16 protein-coding genes are annotated in these 16,110 nt (G+C 72.5%); 5 read left to right on the forward strand and 11 right to left on the reverse strand.

The annotated features are described in order from the left end of the window. Nucleotides 1-70 precede the first annotated feature (70 nt). From KE274_RS05000 to KE274_RS05015, 4 genes are all read right to left on the reverse strand, one after another. Nucleotides 71-1,240: an ABC transporter substrate-binding protein gene (locus KE274_RS05000; RefSeq protein ID WP_211541533.1), complete on the reverse strand. Its 1,170-nt coding sequence runs from the start codon at nt 1,238-1,240 to the stop codon at nt 71-73. Between the two features lie 76 nt (nt 1,241-1,316). Next, complete coding sequence (locus KE274_RS05005) at nt 1,317-1,706, reverse strand: nuclear transport factor 2 family protein (RefSeq protein ID WP_211541534.1); 390 nt, start codon at nt 1,704-1,706, stop codon at nt 1,317-1,319. Between the two features lie 15 nt (nt 1,707-1,721). Next, complete coding sequence (locus tag KE274_RS05010; RefSeq protein WP_211541535.1) at nt 1,722-2,510, reverse strand: MoaF C-terminal domain-containing protein; 789 nt, start codon at nt 2,508-2,510, stop codon at nt 1,722-1,724. A gap of 282 nt (nt 2,511-2,792) precedes the next feature. Continuing rightward, nucleotides 2,793-3,749, reverse strand: coding sequence for a helix-turn-helix domain-containing protein (locus KE274_RS05015; protein WP_211541536.1), 957 nt, complete (start codon nt 3,747-3,749; stop codon nt 2,793-2,795). A 103-nt stretch (nt 3,750-3,852) separates the two neighbouring features. On the opposite strand from KE274_RS05015, the gene KE274_RS05020 reads away from it, so the two are divergent. Further along, the gene (locus tag KE274_RS05020; protein WP_307872151.1) at nt 3,853-5,007 is read left to right on the forward strand and encodes a DUF998 domain-containing protein; all 1,155 of its coding nucleotides are present in this window, start codon (nt 3,853-3,855) and stop codon (nt 5,005-5,007) included. A gap of 24 nt (nt 5,008-5,031) precedes the next feature. Here the strand turns inward: KE274_RS05020 and KE274_RS05025 are convergent, their stop codons facing one another. Beyond that, entirely contained in the window at nt 5,032-5,889 is an 858-nt protein-coding gene (locus KE274_RS05025; RefSeq protein WP_211541537.1) for a MurR/RpiR family transcriptional regulator, read from the reverse strand. Nucleotides 5,890-6,023: 134 nt separating this feature from the next. On the opposite strand from KE274_RS05025, the gene KE274_RS05030 reads away from it, so the two are divergent. Genes KE274_RS05030 through KE274_RS05040 form a run of 3 tightly spaced genes read left to right on the forward strand, consistent with a single transcriptional unit; the run spans nt 6,024 to nt 8,541 of the window. Continuing rightward, nucleotides 6,024-6,917, forward strand: coding sequence for a BadF/BadG/BcrA/BcrD ATPase family protein (locus KE274_RS05030; protein WP_211541538.1), 894 nt, complete (start codon nt 6,024-6,026; stop codon nt 6,915-6,917). Beyond that, complete coding sequence (gene murQ / locus KE274_RS05035; protein ID WP_211541539.1) at nt 6,907-7,842, forward strand: N-acetylmuramic acid 6-phosphate etherase; 936 nt, start codon at nt 6,907-6,909, stop codon at nt 7,840-7,842. The genes KE274_RS05030 and murQ overlap by 11 nt, the downstream gene beginning before the upstream one ends. Before the next feature lie 33 nt (nt 7,843-7,875). Further along, nucleotides 7,876-8,541 carry an SDR family oxidoreductase gene (locus KE274_RS05040; protein ID WP_211541540.1) on the forward strand — a complete coding sequence of 222 codons (666 nt, stop codon included), beginning with the start codon at nt 7,876-7,878 and terminating at the stop codon, nt 8,539-8,541. Between the two features lie 30 nt (nt 8,542-8,571). Here KE274_RS05040 and KE274_RS05045 read toward each other — a convergent pair whose 3' ends face one another. Together KE274_RS05045 and KE274_RS05050 are read right to left on the reverse strand one after the other, a co-directional pair. Next, entirely contained in the window at nt 8,572-10,560 is a 1,989-nt protein-coding gene (locus KE274_RS05045) for a primary-amine oxidase (RefSeq protein WP_211541541.1), read from the reverse strand. Between the two features lie 127 nt (nt 10,561-10,687). Then, a complete protein-coding gene (locus tag KE274_RS05050) occupies nt 10,688-11,272 on the reverse strand; it encodes a TetR/AcrR family transcriptional regulator (RefSeq protein WP_211541542.1) in 585 nt (194 codons plus the stop codon). Nucleotides 11,273-11,338: 66 nt separating this feature from the next. Here KE274_RS05050 and KE274_RS05055 point away from each other — a divergent pair, with 66 nt between their 5' ends. Beyond that, nucleotides 11,339-11,878, forward strand: coding sequence for a hypothetical protein (locus KE274_RS05055; RefSeq protein WP_211541543.1), 540 nt, complete (start codon nt 11,339-11,341; stop codon nt 11,876-11,878). 56 nt (nt 11,879-11,934) lie between these two features. Here the strand turns inward: KE274_RS05055 and KE274_RS05060 are convergent, their stop codons facing one another. From KE274_RS05060 to KE274_RS05075, 4 genes are read right to left on the reverse strand one after another with little or no spacing between them, the layout of a single operon-like run. Next, the gene (locus KE274_RS05060; RefSeq protein WP_249185841.1) at nt 11,935-13,146 is read right to left on the reverse strand and encodes a multidrug effflux MFS transporter; all 1,212 of its coding nucleotides are present in this window, start codon (nt 13,144-13,146) and stop codon (nt 11,935-11,937) included. Further along, nucleotides 13,143-14,126, reverse strand: coding sequence for an alpha/beta hydrolase (locus KE274_RS05065; protein WP_211541703.1), 984 nt, complete (start codon nt 14,124-14,126; stop codon nt 13,143-13,145). The genes KE274_RS05060 and KE274_RS05065 overlap by 4 nt, the downstream gene beginning before the upstream one ends. After that, nucleotides 14,123-15,121 (reverse strand): alpha/beta hydrolase, encoded by a 999-nt coding sequence (locus tag KE274_RS05070; RefSeq protein ID WP_211541544.1) that lies wholly within the window; start codon nt 15,119-15,121, stop codon nt 14,123-14,125. Before KE274_RS05070 ends, KE274_RS05065 begins: the two co-directional genes overlap by 4 nt. A 26-nt stretch (nt 15,122-15,147) precedes the next feature. Continuing rightward, on the reverse strand, nt 15,148-16,107 hold the full coding sequence (locus tag KE274_RS05075; protein ID WP_211541545.1) for an aldo/keto reductase: 960 nt from the start codon (nt 16,105-16,107) through the stop codon (nt 15,148-15,150). Nucleotides 16,108-16,110: the final 3 nt, after the last annotated feature.

The raw sequence follows: 16,110 nt of genomic DNA on the forward strand, positions 1-16,110 counted from the left end.
GGCGTCCTTTCTGGTGAGGGGTGGTTCCTGAGCGCCCTTCGCCCGCGAAGCGAGACGAAGGGCGCTCGGGTCATTCGCCGATGCGGAGCCAGTCGTCCGCGACCTTCTCCCAGGCGTTCGTGCCGGACTTGAGGATGATCGGCCAGCCCGCGGTGTTCTGCGTGCCGAACGCGTAGGGCGTGCCCACCATCGGATTCTCGATCGGCTCCATGCTCTTCAGCGCCTCCGAGACGCTCTCGCGCGTGATGTCTCCGTCGATGCTCTTCAGCACCTCGATGAAGTACGTCGCGGCGAGGTAGCCGCCCTGGCTGAACGAGGTGAGCGGGATGTCGTTCGCCTCCATCAGCTCGCGCCAGTCGGCGTTGATCTCGTTGTCGTCCGTGAACGGGTAGAACTCGGCGGGGACGTAGATGCCCGCCCCCGCGTCGTCGATCGCGTCGGCGAAGTTCTCGCTGTAGACGCTCGTGAGGTACAGCCAGGTCACGTCGTCCCAGCCCTGGGCGTTCGCGGCCTTGACCTGACCGATCGCGTCGGGCTCGACCGGGTTGATCGCGAGCGCCTTGCAGCCCTGGTCGCGCGCCTTGACGATGTACGGCGTGTAGTCCGAGGCGCCGTAGGGCACGGTGTCGTCGATGTACTTCGGCTCCTTGCCGGTGATCTCGGTCCACTTGTCGATCGCGGCCTGGTAGGTCGGCCGCGTCGAGCCGGCGATCTCCAGCAGGATGCAGATGTCGTCGAGGCCGAGCACCTCGGAGCCGTACTGCAGCGTGAGGGTCATGTCGTTGAACGGGCCGACGTTGGCGGGGGAGATGTTGTCGCTGTCGAAGCAGCCGGTGTCGACGCCGATGCCGGGCAGCGACAGGATGCCCTCCTGCTCGTAGTACTTGGCGTTGATCTCGCACTCGATCAGGCTCGCGGAGCCCACGAGCGCGACCGCTCCGTCGCTGCCGACGATCTCGCGTGCCGAGGCGGTGGCCGTGGCCGGGTCGCCCTTGTCGTCGAGCATCTTGTACTCGATCATGCGTCCGTCGAGACCGCCCTCCTCGTTGAAGGCGTCGAACACGGCCGCCGCGGCCTGAGAGGCCTCGGGGAACGTCGCCGGTCCGCTGATCGTGTTGACCGAGCCGACGACGATGGGGGCGCCGTCGCCCCCGCCTGCGCCGTCCCCGCCGGCGCAGCCGGCGAGAGCCATGGCCGCCACGGCGAGGACTGCCGCGGTGCCGGTTGCTCGTCTGTTCATGTGCTTCCTGCCTCTCGTGTTCGTGTTCGTGGTGCTGTGTGTCGTGCGGGCGCGCGGTGCGGTGGGGCGCCGGTGCTCAGTCGTGCAGCGCGCGGTTGACCAGCTCGGTGTCGGTGAACTGCTCGAACGCGACGATCTCGCCGTCCGCCACGCGCCAGACGTGGGCGACGCGCGCCGCGAAGAACCGCCCGGTGCGCTTGTACGTGCCGGAGTAGGTGCCGATGCCGACCACCACGTCGCCGCCGTCGACCACCTCGTCGATCGCGACGGTGTAGTCGTCCCACTCCTCCTGGATGCGGGCGAACACGTTCTCGGCCACCGCGTCGGGGCCGATGTAGGTGCCCGCGTACGGGAAGCCGGCGGCCTCGGTCCACTCGATGTCGGCGGCGAACGGCGCGAGCATGCCGTCGAGGTCGCCTCGGTCGTTCGCGGCGTAGTGGCTGCGCACCAGGTCTGCATTGCTCATCGTGGTCTCCTCGGCTCAGACGGGCTGCACGTCGGGGTAGGCGACGGTGCCCAGGGGGTAGATGCGGCCGCCGGCGCGCGAGTGCTCCGACTCCCCGTCGCCGTTGAGACCGAGGAAGATGCCCGTGGTCTGCAGCTGGTAGCCGAGGTCGTGCAGCCACACGCTCGCGACGGCGATGCGGAACTCGCGGAAGCAGAACAGGTACAGGCCGTCCGCGAACTTCCACACGGTCGACAGGTCCATGTCGCCGTGACCGCGCTGCACCCCCTCCAGGCACTGCCAGGCGTAGCGCTGACTGGACACGTACACGTGCTCGTACAGGTGGTGCGGGCTGTAGCGGTAGACGTTGCGCTTGCCGATGAGGTCGCGGCTCGGGCCGGGGACCTCGCCGCTCGCCGGGGCGCCGTCGATCGTGGCGGCCCAGAAGTCCTGCCCGACCTGCGGCGTGCCGTCCACGGCCTCCGCGGCGATGCGCGAGCGCACCACGGTCGCCCGGCGGGTGGTGCTCGAGAACACGACCGTGAGGGCTTCGCGCTCGCGGCTCTCGAACGGGATGTTGACGAACACGACGTCGTCGCGCACGCGCACCGCGTCGTAGGGGTCGCGGCCCGAGGAGCCCAGGCCCTCCCAGGTGACGGCGTCCTCGTCGAAGCGGAGCGCGAGGCGGCCGCCGTCGTCGAGCGTGAGATGGATCGCGGTGCCGGCGAGGCCGGTGCTGGGCAGCCGGTAGGTGTCGATGCCGGCGGCGAACTCGTCGTAGGTGCGCCATTCGTCCAGCGCGGGATCGGTCGAGAGGTCGGTCATGGGGGTCCTGACGTCGCACGCGGCGGGGCTCCGTCGCCCCGGGCACCGCGTCGTCGCGGTGCGCTTGCCTCATGCTCCGGCGCGGTCGGGGGAGCCCTCAAGGGCGCGGCATCCATCGCGCGCCGAGAGTCAACCGGCGTGCCCTCCCGGGCAAGTCCGGAGTCTCTCCCGTTGCGGGGAGGGCGCGGGTGCCGGCGGGCGGCGCGGCCGGGAACGACGGGACGCCGCGGCGCGCCGGGTCAGGGGGCGCGGGCGGAGAGGCGCGGTCGGGACCGCCGCGGGTCAGTGCGTGCTGCGGTACTCGCTGGGCGAGACGCCGTAGGCGGTCTTGAACGCCCGGCTGAAGTGCGCGGCGTCGACGAAGCCCCAGCGGGCGGCGATGGCGGCGACGGGGCGGTCGGCGAGCATGGGGTCGAGCAGATCGCGGCGGCACTGCTCCAGGCGGCGCGTGCGGATCCAGGTCGACACCGTCACGCCCTGCTCCTGGAACAGCCCGTGGAGGTGCCGCGTGGAGATGAAGTGGGCGGCGGCGATGGTCGCCGGTCCCAGGTCGGTCGAGGCGAGGTGGCGGTCGATGTGCGCGCGGATGCGCTGCATGAGCGCGCGGTGCGGATCGGCCGAGGCCTGATCGAGCCCGAGCTCGCGCGTGAAGACGGTCGTGACGAGGTCGAGCGCGCTGTGCGCGAGGCGGGCACCGGTCGTGCCGGCGAGCTGGTCGAGGTTGCCGGCGAGTTGCGTGAGGTAGGGCACGACCATGCTGCCCAGTCCCTCCTGGCCGGAGATACGCACGGCCGTGAGCTGGCCGATCATGTCGGCGGGCAGGCTGATGAGGTGCTTGGGGAACATCACGACCATGGTGCGGAAGTCCTGGTCGAACACGAGCGAGTAGGGCCGGTCGGTGTCGTACACGGCCAGGTCGCCGGGCTGCAGCACGGCCTCCCTGTCGTCCTGGATCAGCAGACCGGTGCCGGCGAGCATGAGGCTGACCTTGAAGTACGAGCGGTCACCCCGCGCGATCAGCTCCGTGGTGCGCTCGACCACGTGCGACGTGGCGCGGATGTCGTTCACGTGCACCTCGTCGACCGAGGCGCCGCGGATCACGCCGCGGAACTGGTCGGCACCCGCGGTGGAGACCTGCAGGGGGACGAACGACTCGGAGACGGCGGCGCGGAAATCACTGATGTTGCGCGCGACCAGGGTCGACACCGATTCGGCGGGGGCGGCGAGTGCACCGTTCATGACTGATCACCTCGGGCTGGTGGAACGACGACGTTGTATACGATCCGTTCCGCGATGCTATCACCGGGACCGCGGGAGCGGGATGCCTTCTAGGATGTGGTCCGTGAGTGACGGGGCGATGAGGATGCTCGCGGATCGGGTCGTGCGGGTGCTGCGGCAGGTGCGCGGACCGGGCACACCTGAGGCGGTGTACGAGGCGACGGCGCTGATCGTGGGGGCGGCCTTCCTGGTGCTCGGGTTCGTCGTGGCGCTGCCCGTCTTCTGGGGGCACGAGCTGTCCATCAGTGGCGCGGGGTCGATCGGGGTGTTCGCGGCCTACGGCGGCGCGGCGACCGCGGCCATCGCGTTCGCGCTCGGGCGGCTCGCGGTGCGCCCGGAGCGTGGTGACCCCGCCGTCGCGCGCGACGGCTTCAGCGTGCCGGGCGACCGCCTGCGCTGGTACGACCTGATCGCGATCGCGTTCGCCCACGCCGCGATCGCCTACCTGGGCTGGCTGGGCATCGCCGAGCTGCTGGAGCGCAGTTTCGTGGACGCTCCCGTGTTCCCGTTCCCCGGCGCGATCCTGATGGCGGTGGCCTTCGCCCTCACGTCGTACGTGTCGTTCCTCAGCGCGGTGGCCCTGACTCCGATGGTGCTGTCGCTCGTGCTGGCGGTGTTCCTCGTGGTCGGCGCGTTCGCGAGCATGCTGGCCTCCAGCGACGTGCACTGGTGGCGCGACAACCTGTCGGCGCTGGGCATGAGCAGCAACAGCGCCTCGGTGGCCTTCAACGCGACGCTCGTGATCGCGGGCGTCATGGTCACAACGATCGCCCGGTACGCCACGGCCGGACTCCCCGCCGACGACCGGGCCGAGCGCCGCGGACGCCTCGTGGTGCGCGGCGGACTGATCCTGATGGGGATCTTCCTCGCGTGCGTCGGACTGTTCCCGGTGGACGAGTTCTTCCTGCTGCACAACACGGTCGCGACCGGCATGGCCGTGGTGTTCGCGGTGGTCGTGGTGGGGCTGCCGTGGTTCCTGCCCACCATCCCGCGCGTGTTCGTCGGCCTCGGCTGGGCGTACGTGCTGGTGATCGCGCTGCTCGGCGCGTTCTTCGCCGTGGGCTACTACAACCTGACGGCGGTCGAGCTGATCGCGGCGGTGCTGATCTTCAGCTGGATCATCGTGTTCCTGCGCACGGCGGGCTCGATCGGGCCGCGCACGCCGTCCGCGGCCCAGGTGCGACGCGCGGCCGCGGATGCGCCTGCCGCGCACGGCTGACGGGACGCGGGCCCGGACGAGGCCTCAGTCGCGCAGCACGTGCGTGGCCTGGCGGGTGCGACGCAGCGCGTCGACCGTCTCGGCGTAGCGGCGCTTGGCCACGCCGATGAACAGGCAGTCGACCAGGGTGAGCTGGGCGATGCGGCTGACCATGGCGCCCGCACGGAACGTGGATTCGCGGACCTCGGTGAACAGCGCATGGTCGGCGGCGTGCGCGAGCGCGGAGTCCTTGGCCGAGGTCACGGCGACGGTGGCGGCGCCGTTCGCGCGTGCGGACTCCAGGAAGCGCACGGTCTCGAGCGTGGACCCGGCGTGCGAGAAGCCGATCGCGACCGTGGGGGCGGTGTGCAGCACGGTCGCGGCGACGGCCTCGTGCGGGTCGGCGAGCAGGTGCGCGTTGCGGCCGACGCGCAGCAGCTTGTGCGCCAGGTCTTCCGCCACGAACTGGCTCGCGCCGATGCCGTACAGCAGGATGCGGTCGGCGCTGTCGATCGCCTCGATCGCGGCCTCGAGCACGTCGAAGTCGAGCTGTGCCACGGTCTCCTCGATCGCCAGGAGCTCGAGCGCCGCGAGCTTGGACACGGCCTCCTGCAGCGTGTCGTCTTCGGCGATCTCGGAGCCGAAGGCGCCGCGGGCGGAGAACTGCGCGGCCTCCTTGCCGAGCTCGGTCGCGAGGGCCATGCGCAGCGGGGCGTAGCCGCTGAAGCCGATCGCCCGGCAGAACCGCACGACGGAGGCGACGGAGGTGTGGCACTTCTCGGCGAGCTCGTTGATGGTCGTGTCGATCACGATCGAGGGGTTCTCGCGCACCACGGTCGCGATGCGGGCGAGCGAGGGCGGGAGCGTCGATGCGGCCGCTTCGATCGTCGACTGGATGCTCAATCGGTCCTCCGGGGATGTGGGATTCTCAAGTATGTCGCGACGGGGTCAGGACTCGAATGGTAAATTCTTTTCAGTAAGCCTACGGTCCATGTAGTGTCTTTTCGCACTGTCCACCGCGTCCCCGAGGAGAGCCGATGAGCGCCGCGCCGACCGCCACCGTCGATCTCGGCAAGTCGCGCTGCCGTGTCGTCGTTCACGCGGAACCGCGCCAGGAGCGCTCCGGGCTCGGCGCCCCCGGGCTCGCCGCGGCCGGAGGCGTGACCGCGGCCCTCGACGCGATCCTCCCGCTGCTCGACGGACTCCCGCGCCTCGGCGCGATCGGCGTCGGCGCGGCCGGAGCGTGGTTCGCCCCGGACGCGGCCGCCGACCTCGCGGGCCTGCTCGCGGCGCGCACGGGGGCCAGCGTCACGGTCGCCTCCGACGTGGTCACCGCCCACGCGGGAGCGCTCGACGGGGGAGCGGGCGTGCTGCTGATCGCCGGGACCGGCGCCGCAGCCCTCGGCATCGACGCGGACGGTGCGCGCCTGATCGACGGCTGGGGACCCGAGCTCGGCGACTTCGGCAGTGGCTCCTGGCTCGGCCGCGAGGCGTTGCGGGCCGTGCTGCGCGCCGATGCCGGTCTGGGCGGCGCGACCGCCCTCACCGCGGCGGTCGCGGAACCCGTGGGCGCCCCCGCGACGGTGCAGGCCTGGCTCGCGGAGGACGGCCCCCTCGCCCGACGCCTGGCGACCCTCGCCCCGCTCGTGCTCGACGCCGCCGAGGCCGGAGACGCCGTGGCCGCCGGGATCGCGGCCGAGGCCGTCCGCCTGCTCACGGCCACCGCTGCCGCCGCCTCCGCCGTCACGACCGACGTGGTCGTGCACGGCGGGCTCGGCGACCACGCGTGGTTCCGCGACTCCCTGACCTCGTCCCTGCGTGCGGCCGGTCGTCGCGTCGTCCCGGCGCAGGGCGACGCCCTCGCCGGCGCGCTGCTGCTGACCCGCCGCGTCGACCTCCCCCACGAAAGGTTCGTGCACCGTGCCGAATGACGACTCCCGCCTCACCGACCTGCTCTCCGTGCTGGAGACGCTCGACACCGAGGCGTCGACGACCGAGCGCGGCGACCTCGACCTCCTCGAGACGACCGAGCTGGTGCGCCGCATGAACGCCGAGGACCGTCGGGTGCCCGAGGCCGTGGCGGAGCGGACGGCCGAGATCGCCGCCGCGGTCGACGGCATCACGGAGCGGTTCCGCCGCGGCGGACGCCTGATCTACATCGGCGCCGGAACTGCTGGTCGCATCGGCGTGCTCGACGCCAGCGAGTGCCCGCCCACGTTCGGCACCGACCCGTCGATGGTGGTCGGCCTGATCGCGGGGGGCGAGACCGCGATCCGCTCGGCCGTGGAGAACGCGGAGGACGACGAGAGCGCCGCCGGAGAATCGCTCGCCGCGCTGGACCTCGGTGAGAACGACACCGTGGTCGGCATCTCCGCGTCCGGCCGCACCCCCTACGTCGTGGGCGGCCTGGAGTACGCCCGCCGCGTCGGCGCCCTCACCGTGGCGATCGCGTCGAACGCGCACTCCGCCATCGGCGCGGTCGCGGACATCCCGATCGAGGTCGTCACGGGCCCCGAGTTCATCTCCGGCTCGACGCGGCTGAAGTCGGGCACGGCGCAGAAGCTCGTGGTCAACATGCTCACGACGCTCTCCATGATCAAGCTCGGCAAGACGTACCGCGGCGTGATGGTCGATCTGCTCGCCACGAACGAGAAGCTGCACGCCCGCTCGATCCGCACCGTGTCGCAGCTGTCCGGGGTCGGCGTCGACGAGGCGGCCGCGGTGCTGCGGGAGGCGCACGGCTCGGTCAAGCTCGCGCTGCTCATGCTCGCCACGGCGGCGCCCGCAGAGACGGCGGCGGCCGCGCTGGCCGGTGCCGACGGCATCCTCCGCGACGCGATCTCCGCGCTGGCCTGAGCCGGCCGTCGACGCGCCCGCTAGCGTGAGGGCATGCCCCTCGCTCTCGTCACCGGTGCCGCCCGCGCGAACAGCATCGCCGCCGGCATCGTCCCTCGCCTCCGCGCCGCCGGGTGGACCGTCGTCACGAGCGATCTGCACGACGCCGACCACCCTGCCGACCTCTCCACCGCGGAGGCGCCCGGCGCGCTGATCGACGAGGTGCACGCGGCCCACGGACCGATCTCCGCACTGATCCTGAGCCACGCGCACGACGTGGAGTCGGGCATCCTCGACACCACGGCCGAGAGCTTCGACCGGCATGTCGCGGTGAACGCGCGGGCGAGCCTGCTGCTGATCGCGGCCTTCGCGCGGCAGGCGCCGCCCGAGGGTGGGGCGATCGTCGCGCTCACGAGCGACCACGTGACCGGCAACCTGCCGTACGGGGCGTCGAAGGGTGCGCTGGACCGGCTGGTGATCTCCGCGGCGCGCGAGCTCGGGCCCCGCGGCATCTCGGCGAACGTGCTGAACCCCGGCCCGATCGACACCGGCTGGATGGACGACGCCACGCGCGCCGGCCTCGGGGAGATGACGCCCCTCGGCCGGCTCGGCACCCCGGCGGACATCGCGGCGGTGGTGGAGTTCCTCGTGTCGGACGAGGGCCGCTGGATCTCGGGTCAGCTGCTCCAGTCGGACGGCGCCTTCTCCGCGCGGTTCTGAGGCCGCGCATCGCGGCACCTCACGCGCGGATCAGTGCCCGCATGCACACGCCGCGCCGCCCCCGCAGCACGAGTCCGCCGCGGCACCGCCGTGCGCCTGCGACGACTCCGGCACGTCCATCGCGGGGTTCTCGTCGAGGAACCCGTACGGCTTGAACCAGAACCCGGCGTAGTCCACGGGCATGATGGGCCAGTCCTCCGGCCGCGGGAAGTGCGTGAGCCCGAACGTGTGCCACAGCACGAGGTCCTCGCCGTCGATGCTCCGGTCGCCCGCGGTGTACTCCGGAAGACCCGCGCCGCCCTGGTGCGCGTTGGGGTAGCGGCCGGCCGGCCAGATCTGCCCGTGCTCGTAGCGCGTCGCCCACAGGTGCTTGGTCGCGAACGCGGCGCGCGCGGCGACCGACGAGGCGGGGTCGGCCAGCAGCAGCGCGGTCGGCTCCGGCACCAGGTGGTACGCGGTCGGGCGGCCCACCCGGTTGGTGTGCGAGGCGCTCTGCACCTCCCACACGCGCGCCACGGACGAGTCGGCTTCGCGCTGCGCGGCCTGCTCGGTCTCCAGCACCGTCTCCGACCAGGTGAACGCGTTGCCGAACGGGTTCTCCGGTCCCATCGGCACGCGCTGTGCATCGACCTCGACCAGCCGGTTGTCCGCGCCGTCGATCGCGACGTCGAGCCGGGCGCAGAACAGGTGCTGGTGCACGGGGGCGAACACCCCGGGGGCGAGCTCGGTCGCGTGCTTCTGCCGTACGCCCGGCTCTCCGGCGGCCGCGAACACGATGCCGGTCGCCTTCGCGACCACCTCGATCGAGCCGTCCAGGCCGAAGTTCCAGTAGAAGCCGTAGTCGTAGTTGCCGATCGTGGAGAAGTAGGAGATCACGAAACGGCGCGACCGGCGCACGTCGGAGCGCCCGGACAGATCGGTGTGCTTCCAGAGGATCCCGAAGTCCTCCTCGTGCATGCAGATCACGTTGGGGATGCGCACGGGGTGGCCGTGGTCGTCGGCCACGTAGCCGTCGAGGTAGCGGATCACGCCGAGGCAGTCGCAGCCGAGCTCGAGGTGGTTGGCGTTCTTGCCGAGCAGGTACTCGCCCGCGTCGAAGTAGCTGATCCAGAAGCGCCCGGGGGCGGTGTCGCCGTAGGGCACCACCATCTCGGGCACGCTCGCGCGGTGCAGCACGGAGCGCCCCTGGAACGACACGTCGTGCAGCACCAGGCCCTCGCGTGCGTTGAAGCCCACGCGCATCGACCAGCCCTCCCACTCCACGAGCGAGCCGGAGACGTGGAAGCTCGTGCCCTGCGGCTGCGTGATCTCGATCGGCTTCAGGCTCGTGCGCGCCTCCCCCTGCACTTCCGGGTAGTAGTTGCCGTGACCGGCCGGCACGGGCACGTCGCCCTCGTCCTCCACGCGGATCACGGCGTTCGCGGTGAGGTCGATGTGCACGATGAGGCCCTCGACCGGGTGCGCCCAGGGGGAGTCGTTCTCGTCGTAGCGGAGGAACGTGAGCGAGCGGATGACGCGGCGGCCCACCTCGTCGGCGCGACCGGTGTAGCCGGGGGCGAGCGGGGAGCAGAACGCCAGGTCGATGTGTTCCTCCAGCCCGCGGCGTGCCATGGCGGCCCGCCACTCGGGGGAGGCCTTCGCGATCGCCTCGGCGCGCTCGTACTCTTCGAACAGGTACTGCGGCTGCCCGTACGGCGGCGCGTCGTTGGGCACGCGCTCCGCGTTCAGCACCTCGCCGCGCGTGATCGAGACGATCACCTCGGTCGCGACGCCGGTGGCGGTGTCGAGCAGCGTGACGTCGGCGCGGCGGTCGATGGGGGAGCCCGGGCGCCAGGCGGCGAGCTCCTCCTTGGTGGCCTCGTCGGGCAGCAGCATCGGCACGCGCGTGGTCTCGGTCAGGAGTCCCGCGGTGTCGAGCACGGCACGCGCGGCGGCGATCTCCTCGCCGGTGAGCGGGTCGAGCGGGTGCGGGACGGCGATCTTCTCGATGGAGACGGGCTGCGGGGCGTGGTGGGACATCGTCGACCTCACTATTTTCGAGCGAACGCTCAAGAAACGGGAATGGCACGATGATAGGGCGCGCGAGTGGGCGTGCACAAGCGCGGATCTCGCTGCCGCTCGGGGAGCGCCGCCGGGGTGAGGGGTGTCAGGCGCGCCAGGGGGCGAGGATGCCGTCGAGCACCGCGAGGTGCGCCGCGGCGGGCTGCGGCTCGGTCACCTCGACGATCTGCTGGCCGTACGTGATCGACCGCAGCAGGGCGATCAGGGCGTCGACCGGTGTCTCCGGCCGCAGCTCGCGGTCGTCCATCGCCTCCGCGAGCGCGAGCCGAATGCTCTCCTGCCAGGTCGCGAGCGTGGGGGCGGCCGCGTCGGGCGCGGGGGCGAGCGTGGCCAGGCGTCCCCAGAACCCCACCACGACGTGCGCCTCCGTGCGGGTGAGCTCGTTCACGGGCAGCACCTCGCGCATCAGGGCGTCGAGCCGCGCGAGCCCGCGGAGCCCGGACGTGGCCTCGGCGATGCGGGCGTCGGTGCGGCGCGTGACTTCGGCCGCCGCGGCCCGCACGACGTCGTCGAAGCCGTCGAAGTAGTGCCACAGCGAGCCCGTGGCGACGCCGAGCTCCTTCGCGACCGCGCGGGAGGAGACGCTCTCGTGTCCGTCGCGCGCGGCGACCGCGAGCAGCGCCTCGGCGATCTGCCGGCGGCGCTCATCGTGGTCGACGATGCGGGGCACGTGCCCATCCTCTCGTATGCGGGCGGGGTCTAGCGATTTTGAGCGAGTGATCAATATACTGCGACGGTGGAACCTCTCGTCCCCGCAGCACCGTGGCTGATGGCCGCCGCGGCACTCGTCTCCGCCGTCGCGTGCCTCGCGGCGTGGCGCGCGGTGCCGTGGCAGGGGCGGCAGTCCGCCCTCGTGATGGCCGCCGGGATGCTGCTGCTCGCGGTGCCGGGGCACGACCCGCTCCTCGGGCTCGCGCTGGGCGCGGTGCTGCTGGTGTCGGCGATGCTCGGCACCATGGGTGTGCGCGGAACCCCGGCCGCCGCGGAGTGCTGTCACCGCGCGCTGGTGTCGCTCGTGATGGCGGTGTGCGCGTTCGACGGGGCCGTCGCCGCGACCGGGGCCGACCGAGCCGTCACCCCGACCGGGCACGGCGCCCACGGGCTCGGCGGGCTGCTCTCGGTGTTCGTGATCGTCGGCGTGATCGGCGTGGTGCTGTGGACCGTGGTGGCCGCGTGGGTGCTGCCGCCCGTGCACCGCGGTCGCACCGGACGACTGCTCGCCACGGAGTCGTGGGCCATGGCGGCCGGTGTCGCCGTGATGTGCCTCGGCTTCTGAGCGCGCGCGACCCCGCCCGGCACCGCAACCCCCGGCACCGCCCCGGCTCCGCCGCCTCAGTCCCTCGCGGCCGGACGCACGAACGCCCACGCGGCGACCGCGGCCACCGCGGCAGCGAGGGTCATGGTCACGGCCATCGTCACGGCGTTCGTGCCGCCCAGACCCGCCGCGACCGGAGCGAGCACGGGGCCGAACAGGAACGTCGACATGCCCAGCAGCGCCGACGCGGTGCCCGCCCTGGCGCCGTGGTGTGCGAGCGCGAGCGTCTGCCCGTTGGGCCCGCCCAGCCCGGCGCACAGCATGAAGCCGACCAGTGCGGCGACCACCCCGAGCACGCCCGTGCCCGCGAGCGCGAGCACCAGGAACGTCGCGGTGGCCAGCAGAGTCGCGGTGATACCGCCGAGATACACGCGCAGCGGGCCCCACCGCCGCACCACGAGCCGGCTGGTCTGGCTGCCCGCGATGCTCGCGAGCGCCCCGGCCGCGAACGCGAGGCTGAACGCCTGCGGGCTCAGGCCGAACTCGTCTTGCAGCACGAACGACGACATCGACAGGTACGTGAAGAACGCCACGCCGCCGCCCGCCGAGGCGCACAGCACCGCGGCGAACAGGCGGTCGCGCAGCACCGAACCCGCGTGGCCTCCGAGCACGCGCAACCCGCCGCCGTGCCGCGCCTCGGGCCGCAGCGTCTCCGGCAGCGCGAACAGCACCACCAGCAGCAGGACGACGCCCACCGCCGCGAGCACCACGAAGATGCCGCGCCAGTCCATCACCCTGGCCAGCTGCCCGCCCACCACGGGCGCGATGATCGGAGCAGTGCCCGACACGAGGAACAGCAGCGACAGCATGCGCGACAGCTCCACGCCCTCGAACTGATCGCGCGCCACGGCGAGGCAGATGACGATGCCCGCCGACCCGGCCAGCCCCTGCAGGAACCGCGCGATCAGCAGCACCTCGATGCCCGGTGCGACCGCGCACACGGCCGACAGCACCGCGAACGCCGCGACCCCCGCCACGAGGGGCCGCTTGCGTCCCAACCGGTCGCTGAGCGGGCCCGCCACCAGCTGACCGAGGCCGAGCCCGATCATGCACGCCGACATCGTGACCTGCGCGAGCGCCTCGGTCGTGCCCAGCGAGGCCGCGAGCTGCGGCAGCTGCGGCAGGTAGAGGTCCATCGACAGCGGGCCGAACGCCTCCAGCATCCCGAGCACGAGCATCGCCCGGAGCGTGCCCATGCGGGCGGGCTCCGGGCGCGGCGGCGTGCTCATCCGCCCAGGCGCAGCACGCGGCGCAGCCAGCTCTCCCGCGCGGCGACCGCCGCCTGCGACACCTCGGCGTCCGGCGAGAACCCGGAGAACCCGTGGTACCCGCCCGCCCACACGTGCAGTTCGGCCTGGCCGCCGGTCGCCCAGATGCGCAGCGCGTAGTCGACCGCCTCGTCACGGAACGTCTCCGCCGCGCCCACCTCGATGAACGCCGGGGCGAGGCCGGACAGATCCTCGGCTCGGGCGGGGGCGGTGTACGGCGAGACGCGGTCGGTGAAGCGGTCCGCACCCGCGATCGCGTCCCACGCGGTGTCGTTGTTGTTGCGGTCCCACGCGCCGAAGCCGTCGTACTGCCGGGCGGACGGCGTCTCGTTGCGATCGTCGAGCATGGGGCAGCCGAGCAGCTGTCCGGCCAGTCGCGGTCCTCCCCGGTCGCGCGACAGCAGGGCGACTGCGGCCGAGAGTCCGCCGCCCGCGCTCTGGCCCGACGCGATGATGCGGTCGGTGTCGATGCCGAGGTCGTCGGCGTGGACGGCCATCCACTCCAGCGCCGCGTAGCAGTCCTCCGCCTGCGCGGGTCCGGGGTGCTCGGGCGCGAGGCGGTATTCGACCGCGACGCCGACCACGCCGTGCCGCTCGGCGAGGTCGATCAGCTCGGCCGTGCCGAAGAAGCGGGTGCCGAGCACCATGCCGCCGCCGTGGATCGAGAGCACGGCGGGCGCCGGTGCCGTCGCGGTGACCGCGGGGCGCACGATCGTGATCTCCAGATCGGGCGCACCGGCGGGGCCCGGGATCACGCGGTCCTCCCACGTGACGGCCCTGCCCTCGGCCTGCACCGCGATCGGGGGGATGATCGTGGCGAAGTGGTCGCGGTTGGCGTGGATGGTGTCGGCGCGCAGGGGGATGATCTCCACCAGCTGCACGAACGCGTCGAGCCCGGCGACCAGCTCGGGGTCGTAGGGGACGGGCACCGGGGCGCTCATCGGGCCGACCGCCAGATGCGGCGCAGCCACGACGACCGCGCGGCGAGGGCCGCGCGGGTGATCTCGGCGTCGGGCATGTACATGTCGAAACCGTGCGCTCCGCCGCCCCACACGTGCAGTTCGGCCTGCCCGCCCGTGGCCCAGATCCGCAGCGCGTACTGGGTGTCCTCGTCGCGGAACGCCTCCGCCTCGCCCACCTCGATGTACGCGGGCGGCAGGCCGGAGAGGTCGTCCGCCCGGCTGGGGGCGGCGTACGCGGGGGCGCGGTCGCTGAACGCGAGGTCGTCGCCGAGCACGCATGACCATGCCAGCAGGTTCATGTCGCGCTGCCACGTGCCGATGCCGTCGTACTGGTGACTGGCGACCGTGGTGTTGGTGTTGTCGATCATCGGGCACAGCAGCAGCTGCCCCGCCATGACCGGGCCGCGGCGGTCGCGCGCCATCAGGGCCACGGCGGCCGTGAGACCGCCGCCCGCGCTGCCGCCGCCGACGACGAGCCGCTCGGGGTCGATGCCCAGTTCGCGGGCGTGCTCGTGCGTCCACACGAACGCCGCATAGCAGTCCTCCACGCCGGCGGGGAAGGGGTTCTCCGGGGCGAGCCGGTACTCCACGTTCACCGCGACCACGCGGTGCTCCGCCACGATGTCCACCACGCGCGCGGTCTCCCACGAGCGGTGGCCGACGATCATGCCGCCGCCGTGCAGGTTCACGAACCCCGGCAGCACCTCGGTCTCGGTGCCGGCCGGCCGGAACACCGTGATCTCCAGGTCGGGTGCGCCGGCGGGTCCGGGGATCACGCGGTCCTCCCACACCACGGCGCGACCGGCGATCACGGCGTCGTTGTCGGGGAACAGGCGGTCGACGCCCTCGCGCGGCAGGGTGTCGCGCGTGAGGGGCGGCTGCGGGTTCGCGGCGATCGCGTCCAGCACGACCTGCACTTCGGGGTCGAACGGGACGGGGGTGACGGTGGGGTGTCCGGCGGCGGTGGCGGTCATGATTCTCCGTGGGTGGGATGGGGTGGTCAGGGGCCTTCGGGGTCCACCACGTCGCGGTCGGCCCAGAACGGCTCGACGAGGCGGCGCAGCTCGGCGGCGCCGATCCGGTCGACCAGGGCGGCCGCGTCGAGGTTCGCGTGCAACTGTGCGAGGCGGGAGGCGCCGAACAGCGTGGTCGTGAGCGCCGGGTGCGTGAGCGTGAACGCGAGCCCGAGCTGCGCCGGGGTCGTGTCGAGCGAGGTCGCGAGGGCCGTGAACGCCGGGACGTCGGCGATGATGCGCGCGCGGATGTCGCCGGGGTCGCGGCCGATCTGGCGGTCGCCGTTCACGGTGCCCGCGAGCACGCCGCCCTCCAGGCAGTCGGAGGCCTGCAGCGTGAGGCCCTGCTCCCACAGCCGGGCGAACGGGGCGCCGTCGGGGATCGAGCGCCGCGACACGCTGTACTTCAGCTGCGCGATCTGCGGCCCGGCGACGCCCTCGGCCGCGGCGAGGTCGATCAGCGCCTGGATGCTCGACGCCGACCAGTTGTTCACGCCCCACGCCCGGATGAGACCCGCGTCGGCGAGTCCGGCGAGGTCGAGCACGAGGTCGCGCAGGTCGAGGTCGTCGCGGCGCAGGTCGCCCAGGATCACGAGGTCGGCGTGCTCGGTGCCCACCCGCAGCAGGGCGTTCTCGAGCTGCGGGCGGAACCCGTCGGCACCGAACGCCTCCAGCCACAGCTTCGACGACAGCAGCCACTCGTCGCGGCGCAGCCCGGCCGCGCGCACCATCGCAGAGAAGATCACGTCGGTGAATACGGGCGGGGCGCCGGGCGCGGAGTACACCCCGACGTCGAACAGGTTCACGCCGCGGTCCACGGCCTGCCGCAGCATGGCCACGGCGTCGGCGAAGTCCATCCGGTCGTAGGTGTGCCAGGAGCCGAGCGAGAACAGCGAGGCGTGCAGGCCGCTGCGGCCGATCTCACGGCGGGGGAGAGGGGTGGTCATGGT

The organism is Microbacterium paraoxydans, from assembly GCF_018224615.1.
In the GTDB taxonomy this organism is placed as follows: Bacteria; Actinomycetota; Actinomycetes; order Actinomycetales; family Microbacteriaceae; genus Microbacterium; species Microbacterium paraoxydans_B.